Genomic DNA, 19,224 nt, shown 5'->3' with positions numbered 1-19,224 from the left:
CCGACGTCGCAGGCCCCGGTTAGCCTGGAGCGGTGACCCCCTCCGCCGCGCTCTTCCAGGGCCAGACGCCGCTCGCCGTGCGCATGCGGCCGGTCAGCCTCGACGAGGTCGCCGGACAGGGGCACCTGCTGCGGCCCGGTTCTCCGCTCGTCACGCTGGCCACGACCGACTCGTCCGCGGCGGGCGCGGCGGTGTCGGTGATCCTGTGGGGTCCCCCCGGCACCGGCAAGACGACCCTCGCCCAGGCCATCGCGCGGTCCTCCGGCCGCCGGTTCGTGGAGTTGTCGGCGATCACCGCGGGGGTCAAGGACGTCCGCGAGGTCATGCAAGAGGCCCTGACGCAGCGCGACCTGTACGGGCAGTCGACCATCCTCTTCCTCGACGAGATCCACCGGTTCACGAAGGCGCAGCAAGACGCCCTGCTGCCCGGGGTCGAGAACGGGTGGGTCGTGCTCATCGCCGCGACCACCGAGAACCCCTCTTTCTCGGTGATCTCGCCACTGCTGTCGCGATCACTGCTGTTGACGCTGCGCCCTCTCGGCGACGACGACCTCGGCGCCCTGGTCGACCGCGCGGTCAGCGATCCCCGCGGTCTCGCCGGCCGCGTGGTGCTGGACGACGATGCCCGCGCCGCCCTCGTCCGCCTGGCTTCGGGCGACGCCCGACGCGCTCTCACGGCGCTCGAGGCCGCCGCCTCGGTCGCCGGAGACGACGGGGGCTCGGCCACCCCCGTCGCGGACGCGGCGCCCGACGAGGACGACGAGGACGAGCTCGCGGCATCCCCCGCCGAACTCCCCGTGATCACGGCCGCGCACATCTCCCAGGCCGTCGACCGCGCGCTGCTGCGCTACGACCGCCAGGGCGACGAGCACTACGACGTCATCAGCGCCTTCATCAAATCCGTGCGGGGATCCGACGCGGATGCCGCGATCCATTACCTCGCGCGAATGATCGAGGCGGGGGAGGACCCCCGCTTCATCGCCCGGCGACTGGTCATCTCCGCCGCCGAGGACATCGGCATGGCGGACCCGCAGGCCCTGCAGATCGCCGTTGCCGCCGCGGACGCGGTCGCCTTCATCGGCATGCCCGAGGGGCGCATCCCGCTCGCCGAGGCGACGATCTACCTCGCGACGACGGCGAAATCCAACGCCGCGTACAACGCCATCAACGCCGCGATCGCCGACGTCCGTGCCGGGGGCTTCGGCCGCGTGCCGATGCACCTGCGCGACGCCCACTACCCGGGCGCCAGACGTCTCGGCCACGGCCGGGGGTACATGTACGCCCACGACAGCGAGATCGGCATCGTCGCGCAGCAATACCTGCCCGACGAACTGGTCGGGCGTCGCTACTACGAGCCCACGTCCCACGGTGCCGAGCGCGACGTCTCGGCGCGTCTGGAAAAGATTCGCCGCATCCTCGACGGGCGTTGACACGGCATCCGGATGCTTGCGGGCGGCTCTGATAGCATGAACCGGCTCGAAACAGGGTTTTCGGGCATCCCCTCCTTCCTGTGATCACCGTTCGGTGCGCCCCGGCGTGCGCTCCGGATCGGGCGGAAGGGGGCGATACGCCCGCGAGCCGCGAAAGGCGCGGCCGCGTCATCGGAAGGAGAACTTCGTGACCACGAAGTCTCAGGACCGCCGCAAGGTGCGTCTGTCGCGCGCCCTCGGCGTCGCGCTCACCCCCAAGGCCGCCCGCTACCTCGAGAAGCGTCCCTACGCTCCCGGCGAGCACGGCCGCACCAAGCGCAAGGCCGACAGCGACTACGCCGTCCGCCTCCGCGAGAAGCAGCGTCTGCGCGAGCAGTACGGCATCCGCGAGAAGCAGCTGCGCATCGCGTTCAACGAGGCTCGCCGCACCGACGGCCTGACCGGTGAGAACCTGGTCGAGCTGCTCGAGATGCGTCTGGACGCCCTCGTCGTGCGTTCGGGCTTCGCCCGCACCACCGCGCAGGCTCGCCAGCTCGTCGTGCACCGCCACATCATGGTCGACGGCCAGCTCGTCGACCGCCCGTCGTTCCGCGTGAAGCCGGGCCAGCTCATCCACGTCAAGACCAAGAGCGAGGGTCTCGAGCCCTTCCAGGTCGCCGCCGCCGGTGGGCACGCCGAAGTGCTGCCCCCCGTCCCGGGCTACCTCGAGGTCGACCTCTCGACGCTGCAGGCGAAGCTCGTTCGTCGCCCCAAGCGCGCCGAGGTGCCCGTCACGTGTGACGTGCAGCTCGTCGTCGAGTACTACGCCGCCCGCTGACCTCAGCGAGCACAGAAGGGCGCCGGGTTCTCCCGGCGCCCTTCGTCTTTGCGCGAGGCGCGAGAACCGTCCACCCACCGTCGGTCTTCCCCTCTGCGACGGGCGGGACGCTGAGCCGGCTCCGGCGCCGGCGGGAGCTCCAGCCGTGTCCCACGCGGCCAACGCGCGCGGTACGGGGGGCCTCGCCTACGATGGGGGATGCCGCGACCGCGGCGTCTCATCGAGGAAGAAGTGGTGACCGTGAAAAGCCTCGTCTGGTTCGCACTGGGGATCGCCGGCGGTTTCATCGCCGCCCACCTCGTCAACAAGGATCCCCGCGGCCAGGAGCTGTTCGCCCAGCTCGATGCGCGAATCGGCGAGTTCACCGACCGCATGAGCGACGCGTACCACGCCCAGGAGACGCGCCTGTCGGACATGATCGACGACGCGAAGGGCCTCGCCGCCTCCACCGCCGACCACACCACCGCCGCCGTTTCGCACGCGGCCGACGCGATGGGCGATGCCGCGGCCGCCGCGAAGAAGACCCTCTCCTCCTGATCGACCTCCCTGCGGCATCCCGCCCCCGCCCGGGGGTGGAGCCGCACGTGCACGGAAAGACCCGCCATGAAAACCGCCGAGATCGCCCAGCGCTTCCTCGACTTCTTCGAGAAGAAGAACCACACGATCGTCCCCTCGGCCTCGCTCGTCACCGACGACCCGGCCCTGCTGTTCACCGTGGCGGGCATGGTGCCCTTCATCCCGTACCTCAGCGGCGTCGTGCCGCCGCCGTACCCGCGTGCCGCGGACGTGCAGAAGTGCATCCGCACCAACGACATCGAAGAGGTCGGCAAGACCCCGCGCCACGGCACCTTCTTCCAGATGCTCGGCAACTGGTCGTTCGGTGACTACTTCAAAGAGGACGCCATCCGTTTCGCGTGGGAGCTGCTCACCGCGCCCGAATCGGACGGTGGACTCGGCTTCGATGCGAAAGACCTGTGGGTCACCGTCTACGAAGAGGACGACGAAGCGCGCGACCTCTGGTTGAGCCTCAGCACGCTGCCCGACGAGCGCATCCAGCGCCTCGGAAAAGACACCAACTACTGGTCCACCGGCCTGCCGGGCCCCGCGGGCCCCTGCTCGGAGATCTTCTTCGACCGTGGACCCGCCTACGGCATCGACGGGGGTCCGGCGACCGACGACGACCGCTATGTCGAGATCTGGAACCTCGTGTTCATGCAGTACGAGATCACGAACGTGCGCTCGAAGTACGACTTCGACATCGTCGGCGAACTGCCCGCGAAGAACATCGACACCGGCATGGGCCTGGAGCGCATCGCGTTCATCAAGCAGGGCGTCGACAACATGTACGAGACCGACCAGGTACGCCCCGTGCTCGACCTGGCGGCGAAGCTGGCGGGCAAGGCGTACGGAGCCGAATCCCACGAAGATGACGTGCGTCTGCGCATCGTCGCCGATCACGTGCGCTCTTCGCTCATGCTGCTCGCCGACGGCGTCACGCCCTCGAACGAAGGCCGCGGCTACATCCTGCGCCGCATCATGCGCCGCGCGATCCGCTCCATGCGCCTGCTCGGCGTCGACGGGGCCACTTTCCCCGAGCTGTTCGCGGCGTCCCGCGATGCCATGAAGGAGTCCTACCCCGAGGTCGAAGCCGACTACGCGCGCCTCTCGGCCTACGCGATCGCCGAGGAGCAGACGTTCCTGCGCACGCTCGCCGCCGGATCGGCGATCCTCGACCAGTCGGTCTCCGTGGCCAAGGACGGCGGCGGCACGACCCTCTCCGGCTCCGAAGCGTTCCTGCTGCACGACACCTACGGCTTCCCGATCGATCTCACGCTCGAGATCGCCGAGGAGGCCGGCCTGAGCGTCGACCGCGCCGCCTTCGACACGCTCATGCAGGAGCAGCGCACCCGCGCCAAGGCCGACGCGCGCGCGCGCAAGGGCGCGATCGCCGACCAGAGCGCGTACCGCGAGTTCCGCGCGCAGGGCGAGACGGTCTTCACCGGCTACACCGAGATGCAGACCGAGTCGCGGGTGCTCGGCATCCTGGTCGACGGACAGGGCGCCGACCGCGCCTCGGCCGGTCAGATCGCCGAGGTGATCCTCGCCGAGACCGCCCTGTACGCCGAGTCGGGTGGCCAGGTCGCCGACAAGGGGGTGATCGTCGGCCCCGGATACGAACTCGAGGTGCTGGACGTCCAGCGCCCCGTGCCGGGACTGGTCAGCCACACGGTCGAGGTCACCACCGGCGAGGTCTCGCTGGGGGCGCCCGCGACCACGGTCGTCGACGCGCTCAACCGCCACGCGGCGCAGCAGGCCCACACCGCCACCCACCTCGTCCACGCCGCGATCCGCGACACGCTGGGCAAGACCGCCACGCAGACCGGCTCTCTCAACCGCGCCGGGTACATGCGCTTCGATTTCAGCTGGGGCGCGGCGCTGTCGCCCGAGACCCGCACCGAGATCGAGGACATCGCCAACAACGCCGTGCGCGACAACCTCGAGGTCACCACGCGCGTGATGTCTCTGGACGAGGCGAAGGCGGCCGGCGCCATGGCGCTGTTCGGTGAGAAGTACGGCGACACGGTGCGCATGGTCGACATCGGCGGCCCGTGGTCGCGGGAACTCTGCGGAGGAACGCACGTCGCCCGCAGCGCCGAGATCGGCCTGGTCAACCTCGTCGGCGAGCAATCGGTCGGCGCGTCCAACCGCCGCGTCGAGGCCCTCGTCGGTCTGGACGCGTTCCGCGACCTGGCCGCGGAGCGCGCGATCGTGTCGCAGCTGTCGACGTCGCTCAAGACGCCGCGCGAGCAGCTGCCCACCCGCATCGCCGAGCTCGCCGCCAGCCTCAAGGCCGCCGAGAAGAAGATCGCCTCTTTCGAGGCGCAAGCCCTCACCGGGCGCCTGCCGCAGCTGGTCGAGTCGGCCGTGTCGGCGGGGACCGTCCGCGTCGTCGCGCAGAACCTCGGCGAGGGCGCGTCGGCCGACGACCTGCGCTCGCTCGCCCTGCAGGTGCGCGATCGACTCGGCAGCGACGCGGCCGTGGTCGCCCTCGCCGCCGTGACCGGGGGGCGTGCGACGGTCGTCGTCGTCACCAACGACGCCGCTCGCGAACGCGGCCTCGCCGCGGGAAGCCTCGCCAAGGCCGCCGCCGGTGTCCTCGGCGGTGGCGGCGGCGGTCGCCCCGACGTCGCCCAGGGCGGGGGGACGGATGCCGCGGCCCTGCCGCAGGCGCTGGACGGCATCGTCGCCGACGTGCGGGCGACCACCGCGTGACGGGGTTCCGGCGCGGGATCCGCCTGGGCGTCGACGTCGGTCGCGCCCGCGTGGGTGTGGCGCGTTCCGATCCCGACGGGTTGTTGGCCGTCCCGGTCGAGACGGTTGCGCGAAAGGGTGAGCCGGTGCGCCGGATCGCCGCGCTGGCGGCCGAGTACGAGGCGTTCGAGGTGCTCGTCGGCCTGCCGTTGAACCTGCGCGGGGAGGACACCGCCTCGACTGTCGATGCGCGCGACTTCGCGACCGCCCTCGCGGCGGCGCTGTCGATGCCGGTACGCCTCGTGGACGAGCGCCTGAGCACCGTGTCGGCGCACGGGGTGCTCCGGCAGGCGGGACGTTCCCAGCGGGATTCTCGTAGCATTGTGGATCAAGTCGCCGCTGTGGTCCTGCTGCAGCAGGCGCTCGACGTGGAGCGACAGTCCGGCGAGCCGGCCGGACCCGCCGTATCACCGGGACGGGAGCCCGCCTGACATGCCCGAGAACCAGCCCCCCGAGAGCGATCCCTTCGCCGACCTCTACGGTCGCCTTCCTGACCCTCGCACCGGTGCACGCGCCGAACGACCGGCAGACGACTCCACGACCGAGGGAGCCGCACCGCTGTCGCGCCGCGCCGCGCGTGAGGCCCGACGGAGCGAGACGGGGCCCGCCGATACGGCCTCGAGCACGTCCGCGCAACAACCCGCGCGCTTCGACGCCGCACGTCGCGAGCCTGACGCCGCCCCGACGGCACCCGCCGCCGCGCGGCCCGGCGCTGTCGAGAATGCGCGCCCCGCCGCGGCCCCGGCACCGCGCCCCGCCGACGCCATCCCCGCCGCAGCCCCGGCACCACGCCCCGCCGACGCCGACGTCGCTCGCACCGCACACGCCCCCGCCGCCCGCGAGGCCGTGCCGCCCACCGATCGTGCATCGCGCGCCGTCGACCAACCGGCTCCGGCTCCGGCCCCGCATGCCGCCGCCCGAAGCGACGGAGGCGTGCCGCCGCGCGACACGACCCGCACCGCCCGCGATGCCCACGCCGGCGACGATCGGCCCGGCCCGCGGCGCGCGGGCGCCGATGCCCGCGGCACGCGCACGGCCCCCGCGCCCCGCGAGCCCGAGCCTTCCCGCGAACGCGAACCCGCCCTTGTCGGCGTCGGTGCGACGGCAGCCGCCGCCTCGTCCGCGCCGCGCGCCGCGGCATCCGGCTCCCTCGAAGACCTCTTCACCGGGCAGACCACGACGCACGAGATCGGTCAGACGGTCACCCCGGCGCCGCGGCGACGCCGCCGGGTCGGCGGGTGGATCGCACTCGTCGTCGTCCTGCTGCTGGTCGGCGGGATCGCGGGAGGCGGTCTGGCCCTGTGGAACACCTACGGCGATCGGATCCAGGCGTTCCTCGGCAACAGCGAGCCCCTCGACTACGAGGCCGGTCAGGCGACGGGCGAGGCGCGCATCACCATCGTCTCGGGGGACACCGGAGCCTCGGTGTCGCCCAAGCTGTTCGAAGCCGGCGTCACCAAGGCCTCCAACTCGCTCTACCAGTACATGGTCGACAACGCCGTGGGCTTCACCTTCCAGCCCGGTGTGTACAAGCTTCAGCAGCAGATGACGTCGGAGGCCGTGCTCGCGGCGCTGCGCGACCCCGCGAACCGGCTCAACTACAGCGTCCAGCTGCGCGAGGGACTGACGCTGAAGCAGTCGCTCGACGTCATCTCGGAGCAGATCGGCATCCCGCGCGCCGATCTCGACGCCGCCACGGCCGACCCGTCGCAGTACGGCGTCCCGGCCTCGACACTCGAAGGCTGGATCTTCCCGGCGACGTACGACTTCGACGAGGGCGTCACGGCGCAGCAGGTGATCGAGCGCATGGTGCAGCGCACCGTCCAGTCGCTCGACGCGGCCGGCGTCCCCGAGGCCGATCGTGAGCGCATCCTCATCATCGCCTCGATCATCGAGCGCGAGGCGCGCAGCTCCGAGGACTTCTACAGGGTCTCGCGCGTGATCGAGAACCGCCTCCAACCCGACAACTCCGAGACGTTCGGCCTGCTGCAGATGGACTCCACCGCGCAGTACGGCGCGGGAGAACTGGATGCCGGATCCTCGTCGTCGTCCGAGAACGCGCTGACCAGCGACAACCCGTGGAACACCTACATCCGCCCCGGCCTTCCCATCGGTCCGATCGCCAACCCCGGCGATCTCGCGATCGATGCGGCGATGAAACCGGTCGAGGGCAGCTGGTACTACTTCACGACGGTCAACCTGGCCACCGGCGAGACGGTGTTCTCGACCACGTACGCGGACCAGCTCAAGGCCGTGGAGCAGTTCCGGGCGTGGTGCCGCGAGAACCCCGACGGCGGATGCTGATCGGCTCCACCCGCCTGGCCGTCTGGGGCGACCCGATCGCGCACTCGCGGTCGCCCCAGCTGCACGCCGCGGCGTACGGCGTCCTGGGCCTGGACTGGGAGTACGACCGGCGCCGGGTTGACGACACGCGGTTCGCCGCCGAGATCCGAGGCCTGGATGCCGCCTGGCGCGGCCTGTCGCTCACGATGCCCCTCAAGCACGTCGCCGCCGCCCGCGCCGCGACCGTGGACGACGACGCCCGACTGACCGGCGCGGTCAACACCTACCTTCTAACGGAGGGCGGTCCGCACGGCTTCAACACTGACGTGGGCGGACTCGCGCGCGCCCTCGACGAGGTCGGCGTGCACCGCCCCGCGCGCGTACGCGTGCTGGGTGCGGGCGCCACGGCGACCTCGGCCGTCGTCTCGGCGGTGCGCGCGGGCGCGGGCGAGATCGAGGTGCGCGCGCGTCGTCCCGAGGCCGCCGCCGCGCTCACCGCTCTCGGACCCGCCCTCGGCGTGGACGTGCGGGTGGCGCCGCTCGACGCCCCCCACCCCGTCACCGTCGACGCGACGATCGCGGCCCTTCCCGGAGGGACCGATCCGGGCGCGACCGCCGGGATGCTGGCATCCGCTTCGGGTCCGCTCGTCGACGTCGTGTACGGCGCATGGCCGACCCCGCTCGCCGTCGCCTGGGCGGACGCGGGCGTGGCCGCCCACGACGGGCTCCGGATGCTGCTGCACCAGGCGCTGCTGCAGGTGCGCGTGTTCGTGAACGAGGAACCCTCGGCGCCGCTCGCACGGGAGGCCGAGGTCCTGGCCGCGATGCGCGCCGCGCTCATGGGAGACTAGGTCCATGCTTCGCGTCCTCACCGCCGGCGAGTCCCACGGCCCCGAACTGATCGCCCTCATGGAGGGGATGCCGGCCGGCGTCCCCGTCTCTTCGGCCCAGATCCGCGCCGAACTCGCGCGCCGTCGACTCGGTTACGGTCGCGGTTCGCGCATGAAGTTCGAAGAGGACGAACTGACCCTGTCGACCGGCATCGTGCACGGCTACACGATCGGCAGCCCCATCGCCCTGCGCATCGGGAACACCGAGTGGCCCAAGTGGACCGAGGTGATGAGCCCCGAGCCCGTGGAGCTGTCCGACCGCTCCCGCGGACGCGGCGCCGCGCTCACCCGGCCCCGCCCCGGACACGCCGACCTGGTCGGCATGCAGAAGTACGGCTTCGACGAGGCCCGCCCGATCCTCGAGCGCGCGTCGGCCCGCGAGACCGCCGCTCGCGTGGCCCTCGGCGCGATCGCGCGTTCGTTCCTGAACGAACTCGGCATCCGTCTGGTCAGCCACACCCTGTCGATCGGTCCGGTCCGCGTGCCCGACGACGCCCAGCTGCCCACGCCCGACGACGTCGAACGCCTCGACGCCGACCCGCTGCGGTGCTTCCACGACGAGACGAGCGGCGCCATGGTCGCCGAGGTCGACGACGCCAAGAGGGCCGGCGACACGCTCGGCGGCATCGTCGAGGTGCTCGCGTACGGTCTGCCGCCGGGGCTCGGCTCGCACGTGCAGTGGGACCGGCGTCTCGACGCCCGCCTCGCGCAGGCGCTCATGAGCATCCAGGCGATCAAGGGCGTCGAGGTCGGCGACGGCTTCCTCACCACCACCCGCCGCGGCTCGCAGGCGCACGACGAGCTCTTCGCCACGGCCGACGGCATCACGCGCTCGTCCGACCGCGCCGGGGGGACCGAGGGCGGGATGTCGACCGGGACGGTGCTGCGCGTGCGCGCGGGTATGAAGCCGATCGCGACGATCCCGAAGGCGCTGCGCACCGTCGACGTCGCGACGGGCGACACCGCCGCCGCGCATCACCAGCGCTCCGACGTGTGCGCGGTTCCGGCATCCGGTGTCGTCGCCGAGGCCATGGTCGCGGTCACCCTCGCGGATGCCGTGCTCGAGAAGTTCGGCGGCGACAACGTCGCCGAGACGCGCCGCAACCTCGAGACCTACCTCGCGAACCTGCCCGCGACGCTGCGGTCGACCGACGCGTCGGACGCCGCGCTCCTCGCGCATGACCTCGCCTGAGCGGGTGCCGAGCGACGCCGCCGCCCCCGACGCTGTTCCCGAGCACCCCGGGGCCGGCGCAGCCGAGCGGGCCGCGATCGTGCTCATCGGGCCGATGGGAGCGGGCAAGACGAGCGTCGGACGCCGTGTGGCGCGCGCGCTGGGCGCGTCGTTCAGCGACACCGACAAGATCGTCGTGCGCGATCACGGTCCGATCCGCGATCTCTTCCTCGCCCACGGCGAAGCGCACTTCCGTGCTCTCGAGAGGGATGCCGTCGTCGAGGCGCTCGCCCGCGGCGGCGTCGTCGCCCTCGGCGGGGGAGCGGTGCTCGACCCGTCGACGCGCGACCGCCTGGCCGCCCACCACGTGGTGCTGTTGACCGTCGCGCCGAACGTCGTGGCATCCCGGATCCACGGCGAGGATCGTCCTCTGCTGGGCGGGGAGGACCCCGCCGAACGCTGGCGGCGTATCTACGAAGAGCGGCGCCCCCTCTACGAGGCGACCGCCGACATCGCCTTCGACACGTCGTCGGGACCCCTGTCCCGCGTCGTCGACGACATCGTGACCTGGGCGCACAGCGTCGAGGTCGAGGAGACACCATGAGCGACACCACCACCATCAGCGTCGCCGGCGACCCCGGCTACGACATCACCGTCGGCCGCAGCCTGCTCGCCACCCTGGGCGAGAAGCTCCCGGCCGCAGCGCAGAAAGTGCTGGTCGTGCACCCGCCGACGCTCGCGAAGCAGGCCGAGGCTGTGCGTGCCCAGCTCATGGGCGACCGACAGGTGCTGCTGGCCGAGATTCCCGACGCCGAGCAGGGTAAGCGCGTCGAGGTCGCGGCCTTCTGCTGGCAGGTCATGGGTCAGGCCGACTTCACCCGCACCGATGTCGTCATCGGCTTCGGTGGGGGAGCGGTCACCGACCTCGCCGGGTTCGTCGCCGCCACGTGGCTGCGCGGGGTCGCCCTCGTGCAGGTGCCCACCACGGTCTTGGGAATGGTGGATGCCGCTGTCGGCGGCAAGACCGGCATCAACACCGCCGAGGGCAAGAACCTCGTCGGGGCCTTCTGGCCGCCGGTCGCCGTGGTGTGCGACCTCGACCTGCTCGACACGCTGTCGAAGAACGAGGCGACCGCGGGCTTCGCCGAGGTGGTCAAGGCCGGCTTCATCTGGCATCCCGAGATCCTCGATCTGATTGAAGCCGACCCGACCGGGATCGTCGATCCGCGCGGCGACGCGTTCCGCCGCTGCGTCGAACTCGCGATCGACATGAAGGCGCGCGTCGTCGGAGAGGACCTGCGCGAGGCGGGTCTTCGCGAGGTGCTCAACTACGGCCACACGCTCGGCCACGCGATCGAGCACGCCGAGCGGTATCGCTGGCGCCACGGCGCGGCGATCTCGGTCGGCATGGTCTTCGCGGCCGAGCTGTCGCGGCTCGCGGGACGACTCTCCGACGACGTCGCCCAGCGGCACCGCACGGTTCTGGAATCGCTCGGATTGCCCACGACCTACCGTGCGGGGGCGTTCCAGACGCTCAAAGCCACGATGCAGCGCGACAAGAAGAGTCGCGGCAGCATGCTGCGCTTCATCGTGCTGGACGACCTCGCGCGTCCCACCGTTCTGCAGGCGCCGGATGAGTCGCTGCTGTTCGCGGCGTACCAGGAGGTCGGTGCGTGATCCGGGGCGCCTCGTGAGCGAGGATCGTGCCTCGGACGTGACCGTGCGCCGCGTGCGCGCGGGGGAGGGCGCCCGGGTCCGCGAGCTGCGGCTTCGCGCGGTGAGCGACCCGGCGGCATCCATCGCCTTCCTCACCTCATTCGAGCAGGAGCGCGATCGCGACCCGGAATTCTGGGACGAACGAGCCGCGGGCGGCGCGACCGGCGACACGGCGGCCATGTTCGTCGCCGAGCACGGCGACGCGTGGGTCGGCACCGTGACCGTGCTCGTCCGCCGCGCGGGCGCCATCGACCACACCGGGCGCCGGCTGAGCGACGCGCGCGCGGACGTCGTGGGTGTGTGGGTGGACCCCGCCGTGCGCGGCACCGGGACCATCGACGCCCTGCTGGACGTCGCCGCCCGCTGGACCCGCGACCGGGGCTTCGAGGTGCTCGCCCTGGACGTCCACGTCGACAACGCGCGAGCCCGAGCTGCGTACCGCCGCGCCGGGTTCGTCCCGACCGGCGAGGAATTCACCGGTCCGATCGGGCCGGAGCTCGCGATGAGCCGTTCGCTGCGCACGCTCTGACGCGGAACGGGGGTTCGTTCCGCACCCGTGCCCGGCACCCCGGCACGGCGCCGAAGCTCGGACCATTGCGCCGGACTCGGACGATCTCCGCGCCGTCATCCGAGTTCTGCGTGCATCGGCGAGTTTCACGACCGCCCCGACACCCCTGCCACCCACCCGCACGCCCGCATCTTCGCCGCCCGCGGCCATCACCGCCCGCAGTCGTGCCCGCGGGCAGAAGCGGGCGCACTCTGATGCCGTGACCCGGCGCACGCGAAAGCCCCGCCTCCGGCGAGAGGCGGGGCTTTCGCCTGGTTCAGACCGCGACGGGCACGCGGCGATCGGCGGCGAGGCCGAGCTGTTCGGTGGGCACGTCCCGGGTCTCGCGAGCGGTCAGCGCGCTCACCGAGGCGATGACGGCGATCACCGCGGTGAAGACGCTGATCACGACCCACCCGCCGGCCGATCCTCCGCCGAGGGCGGCGACGATGCTCGGGGCGAAGCCCGCCATGAGGAAGCCGAGCTGCGTACCGATCGCCATGCCCGAGAAGCGGACCCGTGTGCTGAACATCTCGCCGTAGAACGAGGGCCACACGGCGTTAGCGGCGGCGTAGCCGCACGAGAACGTCAGCACCGCGAGGGCGAAGGTGACGAGGTCGTTGCCGGCCCCCATCGACAACATATAAAAGGGCATGAACACCGCCGACGACAGCGCGCCATAGATGAACACGGGCTTGCGACCGATGCGGTCGGCGAGTCGGCCGAACAGCGGCTGCGTGAACAGAGCGACGACGTTGGCGACGACCACGAGCCACAGAGTCAGGCTCGCGTCGAGGCCCTGCTCTTTGCCGTACGCGATGGCGAGGGTGCCGAAGACCGTCGAGACGGCGGCGATGAAGGCGCAGCAGATGACGCGGAGCACGTCGCGCCAGTGGTTCTTCAGCAGGGGGACGAGCGGCATCCGCGCGATCTGACCGGTCGCCTTCGCCTGCTCGAACTCCGGCGTCTCGTGCAGACTGCGGCGGATGAAGAACGCCACCACGACCACGGCGGCGCTGAGCCAGAAGGGCACGCGCCATCCCCACGAGAACTTGATCTCGTCGGGCAGCGCCACGACGGGGATGAAGATGAGCGCCGCGAGGATCTGACCGCCCTGCGTGCCGGTGAGCGTCCACGACGTGAAGAACGAGCGACGTCCGTCGGGCGCGTGCTCGAGGGTGAGCGACGAGGCGCCGGCCTGCTCTCCCGCCGCGGACAGGCCCTGCGCGAGCCGGCACAGCACGAGCAGGGCCGGGGCGAACCAGCCGATCTGCGCGAAGCCGGGGAGGCAGCCGATGAGGAACGTCGACAGCCCCATCAGAAGAAGCGTGAACATCAGCACCTTCTGACGACCGATGCGGTCGCCGAAGTGGCCGAGGATGACAGCGCCGACCGGGCGGGCGATGTACGCGAAGCCGAAAGTCGCGAACGACATCACGAGGGCGGCCTGATCGCCCGACGGGAAGAAGACCGTCGGGAAGATGAGGGCCGCAGCCGAGCCGAACAGGAAGAAGTCGTAGTACTCCACGGCACTGCCCATGAAGCTGGCGGTGGCCGCCTTCACGGGAGTCTTCCGCGTCGTTGCGGTGGTGGTCATGGGACGGTTGCTCCTTAGCGGGCGAGGGCCGGTCCGACGCGCAGGTCGCCGGCGGTGTCTGACGAGACGAGGTCGAGGAAGTGGACGGTCATGCGATCGGGATCGGGTCGCGTCCCGGTGATCAGCGCGAACGCGTCGACGGCCTGGTGGACCGCCATGCGTCCGCCGCTCAGGGTGCGGCATCCGCGCTCGCGCGCGGCGACGAGGAGTTCGGTGTCGAGGGGCCGGTAGACGATGTCGGAGACCCACAGTTCGGGACGCAGGAGCGCGGCGTCGAGGGGGAGTCCCGGGTGTTCGGCCATGCCGACCGGCGTGCAGTGCACGAGTCCGTCGGCCGTCGCGAGCACCGCGGCGAGATCTGCCGGCCGGGCCGTGTCGACGACGGAGAGCGGATGCCGTGCGCCCAGATCGTCGGCCAGTGTTCCGGCGCGCGCGGGGTCGAGATCGACGATGCTCAACCGCTCGGTGCCCAGGCGCAGCAGGGCGTCGGCCACGGCGGAGCCCGCGCCGCCGGCGCCGAGCTGGACGACGTGGCGGGTTGCGGCATCCGGGAGTCCATCGGTGAAGGCGGCGGCGAAGCCGGTCGTGTCGGTGTTGTAGCCGATGCGCCCGGCGGGGGTGAAGAGCACGGTGTTGACCGCTCGGAGAGCCGCGGCGACCGGATCGATGCGGTCGAGATGGGCGAGCACGCTCTGCTTGCAGGGGTGCGTGACATTCACCGCGTCGTAGCCGAGTCGCTCCGCCCACGTGAGCACCTCGCCGATGCGGGCGGGATCGACGCCGAGTGCGGTGAGGTCGATCGGCCGGTAGACGTAGGTCAGCCCGAGGGCACGCGCCTCGGCCATGTGCAGGGGAGGCGTCAACGAGGGCAGCACACCCGTGCCGATGAGACCCACGAGGTAGGGATGCGAATCGGTCACGGTACTCCTTCGTCTCCGCGGTTCCGGTTTATGTACTAACCGGTACGTTCAGAGGAAACCACGCTCGGGTCGCGCTGTCAACGACGAAATCCGGGATGCCGGGGCAGCAACCGCGACGCCGACGCCCCGCCTTCCATCCGACCCGCATGCCCGCCGACCCCGCCCGGACGGGGACCGGTCGAGTGTCCAAGACGCTCCGCATCCCTCACACCGAGACGGCATGTCGTGGACACTCGACCCCGCGGACCGCGGGGGGAGGGGAGGGGGGAGGGGGGGAGGGGGCGCGGTCGGAATGGCGCTCAATGGGTGAAGCTCGCGCGGCGCCCGACGAAGGCGCCTCACGCGCGATCAGCGCGCGGCGGCCGTCAACCACCCGACGACCACGTCGCCGATCACGGCGCGCAGGTGCGAGCGGCGGTCGGGGGAGGAGAGGTCGACGTCGAACAGGTGCCCGAAGGTGTACCGGTTGGCGACCTGGAACACGCAGTACGAGCTGATGACGAGGTGCACGTCGATGGCATCCACGTCCGCGCGGAACAGGCCCGCCGTGCGACCGCGCTCGAGGATCTCGTCGAGAAGCCCCTTCGCGGGTTGCGACATCGTGCGCAGCCCCTCGATCTGACGGATGAACGCCCCTCGGTGGATGTTCTCGATCGCCACGAGGCGGATGAAGGCGTCGTGACCGACGTGGTGGTCGTAGGTGAGCTCAGCAAGGGCGCGGATGGCATCCACCGGATCGGCGTGGTCGACGTCGATCGCGCGCTCAGCCTCGCGGATGCCGCGATACGCCTCTTCGAGAACGGCCCTGTACAGCCCCTCTTTGCCCCCGAAGTAGTAGTAGATCATCCGCTTCGTCGTGCGGGTGCGCGCGGCGATCTCGTCGACCCGGGCACCCGAGAAGCCGTCTTCGGCGAACACCTCGGTGGCCACGGCCAGCAGCTCGGAGCGCGTGCGTTCGGCGTCTCGACGTGCCTCGGCCATAGGCCCAACCTACTGGACGCCGGGATGGACCCCGTTTGTACTAACTGGTACATTCAGCCGCCATGAGGACCTCGATGGCGACCGTCTGCATCAGCGGCACCCTGGCCGACAAACTCCACGCCTGCGCCGAGGCGGGGTTCGACGGCGTCGAGATCTTCGAGCCCGACCTGCTCGCCGCCCCCGAGAGCCCCGAAGAGATCGCCGCCCTCGCGGCGCGCCTGGGGCTCACTCTCGACCTGTACCAGCCGATGCGCGACGTCGAGGGCGTCGACGAAGAGGCCTTCGCCGCCGTGCTGCGCCGCGCCGAGGCGAAGTTCCGCCTCATGAACCGCCTCGGCATCGACCTCGTGCTGTGCTGCAGCAACGTCGCCACCGCCACGATCGACGACGACGCGGTGTCCGCCGACCAGCTGCGGCGCCTCGGCGACCTGGCCCAGGGGTTCGGCATCCGCATCGCCTTCGAGGCCCTCGCGTGGGGGAAGTACGTCGACGACTACCGCCGCGCGTGGCGCATCGTCGAGCGCGCGGCTCACCCCGCGGTGGGCGTGTGCCTGGACTCGTTCCACATCCTGTCGCGGGGGCACGACCCGGCCGCGATCGCAGACATCCCGGGCGAGAAGATCTTCTTCGTCCAGCTCGCCGACGCGCCCCGCCTGAGCATGGACGTGCTGTCGTGGAGCCGCCATCACCGCCTGTTCCCGGGCGAGGGCGACTTCGACCTGGCGGCCTTCACGGCGCGGATCGTGGATGCCGGGTACACCGGGCCCTGGTCACTGGAGGTCTTCAACGACACCTTCCGTCAGACCGACCCCCGGCGCACCGCGCGACACGCGCGCCGCTCGCTGCGCTGGCTCGAGGACGCCGTATCCCGCGCCCTCGGAACGGCCCCGGACGACCTGCGCATGCTGCCGGATTCCGCCGCGCCCTCGGGTGTGGACTTCGTCGAGATCAAGGCCGAGGACAGCTCGGCGGTCGAGGAGCTGCTCGGCCAGCTCGGCTTCACCCCACGCGGCCGCCATCGCACCAAGCCCGTGACGCTGTGGACGGCGGGCGCCGCGCGCGTCGTGCTCAACGAGCAGCACGCCCGGGGGTGGCACCCTCGCCTGGCCGCCATCGGTCTGGAGGTCGACGACGCCGAGGCCGTCGACCTGCGCATGCAAGAGCTGCGCGTGCCCCGCGCCTACCGCCGCACCTACGCCGCCGAAGAGCGCCTCGACGGGGCGGTCGCACCCGACGGCACCGAGGTCTACTGGGCGCAGGCCGCCGACGAGGGCGAACCGGCCTGGGTCGTGGAGTTCGAGCACGGCGAACCCGAGATCGCGACGAGCGTGCTCGGGGTCGACCACGTCAGCCTCTCGCAGCCCTGGCAGGCGATCGAGGAGGCCACGCTGTTCTACACCGCCGGTTTCGCACTGCGCGTCGACAGCAGCACCGAGGTGCCCGGTCCCCAGGGCCTGGTCGCGAGCCGGGTGCTGGGCTCGCCGGGCGGTGAGGTGCGCCTGCCATTGAACGTCGCACCCCCGATCCTCGCGGGGGAGCGGGCGGGCGCGGCCCTGCCGCAGCACGTCGCCTTCCGCTGCGACGACGTGCGGGCGCTCGCGCGCGACGCCCGCGCGCGCGGCTTCGTGCCCCTGTCGATGCCCGCGAACTACTACGACGACATCGCCGCCCGGTTCGATCTGCCGGCCGACGCCGTCGACGAACTGCGCGAGCTGCACCTCGGATACGACCAGGATGCCGCCGGCACCTACCTGCACTTCTACACGCGCACGATCGGCGAGGTGTTCCTCGAGTTCGTCGAGCGCGTGGGCTCGTACGCCGGGTACGGCGCGGGCACCGCCCCCGTGCGCCTCAGCGCGCAGGGACGGCGCTGATAGCGTGCGGGACATGACCACGCCCCGCCGACTGCTGCTCGTGAACGGCCCCAACCTCAACCTGCTGGGCACCCGCCAGCCCGAGATCTACGGGCGCGACACCCTGGCCGACGTCGAGCGCGTCACGGCCGAGGCCGCCCACCGCCACGGTCTCGAGGTGCGCGCGATCCAGAGCAATCACGAGGGCGTGCTCATCGACGCCATCCACGCCGCCCGTCTCGACTGCGCCGGCATCGTGATCAACGCCGGGGGACTCACGCACACCTCGGTCGCGCTGCGGGACGCCCTGGCATCCGTCGATCTGCCGGTGGCCGAGGTGCACATTTCGAACATCAAGGAACGCGAGGCGTTCCGGCACTTCTCGTACATCGAGGACGTCGCGGTCGTGCACGTCATCGGCGAGGGAGTTCCCGGGTACGCCCGCGCCGTCGACCTGCTCGTCGAGGTCGTCTCGGGCCGCGCCGACGGCTGATGGCGCGGATCGCGTAGACTCAGACGTCGGGCTCTCGCCCCACTTCGACTCACGAAACGGAATATCGGCACTCATGGCATCCACCGCAGACATCAAGAACGGCGTCGTCCTGAACATCGACGGTCAGCTCTGGAGCGTCGTGGAGTTCCAGCACGTCAAGCCCGGCAAGGGCGGCGCGTTCGTCCGCACCAAGCTCAAGAACGTCATGAGCGGCAAGGTCGTCGACAAGACCTTCAACGCCGGCGCCAAGATCGAGACCGAGAACGTCGACCGCCGCGACTTCACGTACCTCTACAACGACGGTGAGGGCTTCGTCTTCATGGACGTCGCCGACTACGACCAGCTCACCGTCGGTGCCGCCACCGTCGGCGACGCCGCCAACTTCCTGCTCGAGAACCAGCAGGTGCAGATCGCGCTGAACAACGGCAACCCCCTCTACATCGAGATGCCGCCGTCCGTCGTGCTCGAGGTCACCTACACCGAGCCCGGCCTGCAGGGCGACCGCTCGTCGGCCGGCACCAAGCCCGCCACCGTCGAGACCGGCTACGAGATGCAGGTTCCCCTGTTCCTCGAGACCGGCACCAAGATCAAGGTCGACACTCGCACCGGCGAGTACCTCGGCCGCATCAGCTGATCTTGAGCGCCCGCACCAAAGCGCGAAAGCGCGCCCTCGACATCCTCTTCCAGGCCGACGTCCGCGGCGAAGAACTCGCGATCATGCTGGCCACCGAGGCCACGCGCGCGGCATCCGAGCCCGACCGCCAGGCCTCGTGGCTGTACGCCCGCGACATCGTCGACGGTGTCATCGACAACCGCGACGCGATCGACGAGCAGATCACCACGTTCGCCAAGGACTGGTCGCTGCAGCGCATGCCCGCGGTCGACCGTGCGCTGCTGCGCATCGGCGCGTGGGAGATCCTCTACAACGACGAGGTCCCCACCGCGGTCGCGATCGACGAGGCCGTCGAGCTGGCGAAGGAGTTCTCGACCGACGACTCCGGCTCGTTCGTCCACGGCGTGCTGGCACGGATCGCGCGCTCGTCCTGATCCTGATCGACATGCCCCGACGCGGTCCCGACTTCTCGTCGGCGGCCGCGTCGTCGCGTGTGCGGGGTGCCTTCGGGGGGATGCCGGAATGCCCGGTCGCGTGGTGAGGCCGCGCGCCTCGTCGACTGGCCGGGGGAGACCGACATGCCCGACCGTGTGACGACGCC

18 protein-coding genes are annotated in these 19,224 nt (G+C 71.1%); 15 read left to right on the top strand and 3 right to left on the bottom strand.

Annotated elements, in window-relative coordinates:
• Positions 1–32 precede the first annotated feature (32 nt).
• The 11 genes from ACIPVB_RS12140 (at position 33) to ACIPVB_RS12090 (ending at position 12,148) form a co-directional block, all read left to right on the top strand.
• Entirely contained in the window at positions 33–1,430 is a 1,398-nt protein-coding gene (locus ACIPVB_RS12140; RefSeq protein ID WP_400369215.1) for a replication-associated recombination protein A, read from the top strand.
• A gap of 187 nt (positions 1,431–1,617) precedes the next feature.
• A complete protein-coding gene (rpsD, locus tag ACIPVB_RS12135) occupies positions 1,618–2,247 on the top strand; it encodes a 30S ribosomal protein S4 (RefSeq protein WP_056231683.1) in 630 nt (209 codons plus the stop codon).
• A gap of 234 nt (positions 2,248–2,481) precedes the next feature.
• Positions 2,482–2,784: an ATPase gene (locus ACIPVB_RS12130; RefSeq protein ID WP_400369213.1), complete on the top strand. Its 303-nt coding sequence runs from the start codon at positions 2,482–2,484 to the stop codon at positions 2,782–2,784.
• A gap of 66 nt (positions 2,785–2,850) precedes the next feature.
• Positions 2,851–5,520, top strand: a complete 2,670-nt coding sequence (alaS, locus tag ACIPVB_RS12125; RefSeq protein ID WP_400369212.1) for an alanine--tRNA ligase — start codon at positions 2,851–2,853, stop codon at positions 5,518–5,520.
• The gene (gene ruvX, locus ACIPVB_RS12120) at positions 5,517–5,990 is read left to right on the top strand and encodes a Holliday junction resolvase RuvX (protein WP_400369211.1); all 474 of its coding nucleotides are present in this window, start codon (positions 5,517–5,519) and stop codon (positions 5,988–5,990) included. The genes alaS and ruvX overlap by 4 nt, the downstream gene beginning before the upstream one ends.
• A gap of 502 nt (positions 5,991–6,492) precedes the next feature.
• A complete protein-coding gene (gene mltG, locus ACIPVB_RS12115) occupies positions 6,493–7,863 on the top strand; it encodes an endolytic transglycosylase MltG (protein WP_400369210.1) in 1,371 nt (456 codons plus the stop codon).
• Positions 7,857–8,693: a shikimate dehydrogenase family protein gene (locus ACIPVB_RS12110; RefSeq protein ID WP_400369208.1), complete on the top strand. Its 837-nt coding sequence runs from the start codon at positions 7,857–7,859 to the stop codon at positions 8,691–8,693. Before mltG ends, ACIPVB_RS12110 begins: the two co-directional genes overlap by 7 nt.
• Positions 8,694–8,697: 4 nt before the next feature.
• On the top strand, positions 8,698–9,924 hold the full coding sequence (aroC, locus tag ACIPVB_RS12105) for a chorismate synthase (protein WP_400369207.1): 1,227 nt from the start codon (positions 8,698–8,700) through the stop codon (positions 9,922–9,924).
• Between the two features lie 94 nt (positions 9,925–10,018).
• Positions 10,019–10,507 (top strand): shikimate kinase, encoded by a 489-nt coding sequence (locus tag ACIPVB_RS12100; protein WP_400369452.1) that lies wholly within the window; start codon positions 10,019–10,021, stop codon positions 10,505–10,507.
• Positions 10,504–11,580: a 3-dehydroquinate synthase gene (gene aroB / locus ACIPVB_RS12095; RefSeq protein ID WP_400369206.1), complete on the top strand. Its 1,077-nt coding sequence runs from the start codon at positions 10,504–10,506 to the stop codon at positions 11,578–11,580. Before ACIPVB_RS12100 ends, aroB begins: the two co-directional genes overlap by 4 nt.
• A 13-nt stretch (positions 11,581–11,593) precedes the next feature.
• Positions 11,594–12,148 (top strand): GNAT family N-acetyltransferase, encoded by a 555-nt coding sequence (locus ACIPVB_RS12090; RefSeq protein WP_400369205.1) that lies wholly within the window; start codon positions 11,594–11,596, stop codon positions 12,146–12,148.
• A 295-nt stretch (positions 12,149–12,443) separates the two neighbouring features.
• Here ACIPVB_RS12090 and ACIPVB_RS12085 read toward each other — a convergent pair whose 3' ends face one another.
• The 3 genes from ACIPVB_RS12085 to ACIPVB_RS12075 form a co-directional block, all read right to left on the bottom strand.
• On the bottom strand, positions 12,444–13,763 hold the full coding sequence (locus ACIPVB_RS12085) for an MFS transporter (protein WP_400369204.1): 1,320 nt from the start codon (positions 13,761–13,763) through the stop codon (positions 12,444–12,446).
• Positions 13,764–13,777: 14 nt separating this feature from the next.
• On the bottom strand, positions 13,778–14,683 hold the full coding sequence (locus tag ACIPVB_RS12080; protein WP_400369202.1) for a shikimate dehydrogenase: 906 nt from the start codon (positions 14,681–14,683) through the stop codon (positions 13,778–13,780).
• A gap of 348 nt (positions 14,684–15,031) precedes the next feature.
• Entirely contained in the window at positions 15,032–15,664 is a 633-nt protein-coding gene (locus ACIPVB_RS12075) for a TetR/AcrR family transcriptional regulator (RefSeq protein ID WP_400369201.1), read from the bottom strand.
• A gap of 62 nt (positions 15,665–15,726) precedes the next feature.
• Between ACIPVB_RS12075 and ACIPVB_RS12070 the strand changes: the two genes are divergently transcribed.
• The 4 genes from ACIPVB_RS12070 (at position 15,727) to nusB (ending at position 19,057) form a co-directional block, all read left to right on the top strand.
• Positions 15,727–17,538: a TIM barrel protein gene (locus ACIPVB_RS12070; RefSeq protein WP_400369199.1), complete on the top strand. Its 1,812-nt coding sequence runs from the start codon at positions 15,727–15,729 to the stop codon at positions 17,536–17,538.
• A gap of 13 nt (positions 17,539–17,551) precedes the next feature.
• Positions 17,552–18,010 (top strand): type II 3-dehydroquinate dehydratase, encoded by a 459-nt coding sequence (locus ACIPVB_RS12065; protein WP_400369197.1) that lies wholly within the window; start codon positions 17,552–17,554, stop codon positions 18,008–18,010.
• A gap of 73 nt (positions 18,011–18,083) precedes the next feature.
• Positions 18,084–18,644 carry an elongation factor P gene (gene efp, locus ACIPVB_RS12060; protein WP_108318841.1) on the top strand — a complete coding sequence of 187 codons (561 nt, stop codon included), beginning with the start codon at positions 18,084–18,086 and terminating at the stop codon, positions 18,642–18,644.
• 2 nt (positions 18,645–18,646) lie between these two features.
• Positions 18,647–19,057: a transcription antitermination factor NusB gene (gene nusB / locus ACIPVB_RS12055; protein ID WP_400369196.1), complete on the top strand. Its 411-nt coding sequence runs from the start codon at positions 18,647–18,649 to the stop codon at positions 19,055–19,057.
• The last annotated feature ends 167 nt before the right edge of the window (positions 19,058–19,224 follow it).

Origin of the sequence: Microbacterium sp. NPDC090007 (assembly GCF_044748345.1) — a bacterium.
Taxonomy (GTDB): Bacteria; Actinomycetota; Actinomycetes; order Actinomycetales; family Microbacteriaceae; genus Microbacterium.
Note: the sequence above shows the minus strand (reverse complement) of the source record. Positions and strands in the feature narration are given on the sequence as shown.

What these genes read in the sequence shown, in the direction of transcription:
- ACIPVB_RS12085 (WP_400369204.1), bottom strand. Translation starts at nt 13,763, where the DNA reads ATGACCACCACCGCAACGACGCGGAAGACTCCCGTGAAGGCGGCCACC.
- ACIPVB_RS12100 (WP_400369452.1), top strand. Translation starts at nt 10,019, where the DNA reads ATGGGAGCGGGCAAGACGAGCGTCGGACGCCGTGTGGCGCGCGCGCTG.
- ACIPVB_RS12110 (WP_400369208.1), top strand. Translation starts at nt 7,857, where the DNA reads ATGCTGATCGGCTCCACCCGCCTGGCCGTCTGGGGCGACCCGATCGCG.
- ACIPVB_RS12065 (WP_400369197.1), top strand. Translation starts at nt 17,552, where the DNA reads ATGACCACGCCCCGCCGACTGCTGCTCGTGAACGGCCCCAACCTCAAC.
- alaS (WP_400369212.1), top strand. Translation starts at nt 2,851, where the DNA reads ATGAAAACCGCCGAGATCGCCCAGCGCTTCCTCGACTTCTTCGAGAAG.
- efp (WP_108318841.1), top strand. Translation starts at nt 18,084, where the DNA reads ATGGCATCCACCGCAGACATCAAGAACGGCGTCGTCCTGAACATCGAC.
- aroB (WP_400369206.1), top strand. Translation starts at nt 10,504, where the DNA reads ATGAGCGACACCACCACCATCAGCGTCGCCGGCGACCCCGGCTACGAC.
- ACIPVB_RS12075 (WP_400369201.1), bottom strand. Translation starts at nt 15,664, where the DNA reads ATGGCCGAGGCACGTCGAGACGCCGAACGCACGCGCTCCGAGCTGCTG.
- ACIPVB_RS12070 (WP_400369199.1), top strand. Translation starts at nt 15,727, where the DNA reads ATGAGGACCTCGATGGCGACCGTCTGCATCAGCGGCACCCTGGCCGAC.
- aroC (WP_400369207.1), top strand. Translation starts at nt 8,698, where the DNA reads ATGCTTCGCGTCCTCACCGCCGGCGAGTCCCACGGCCCCGAACTGATC.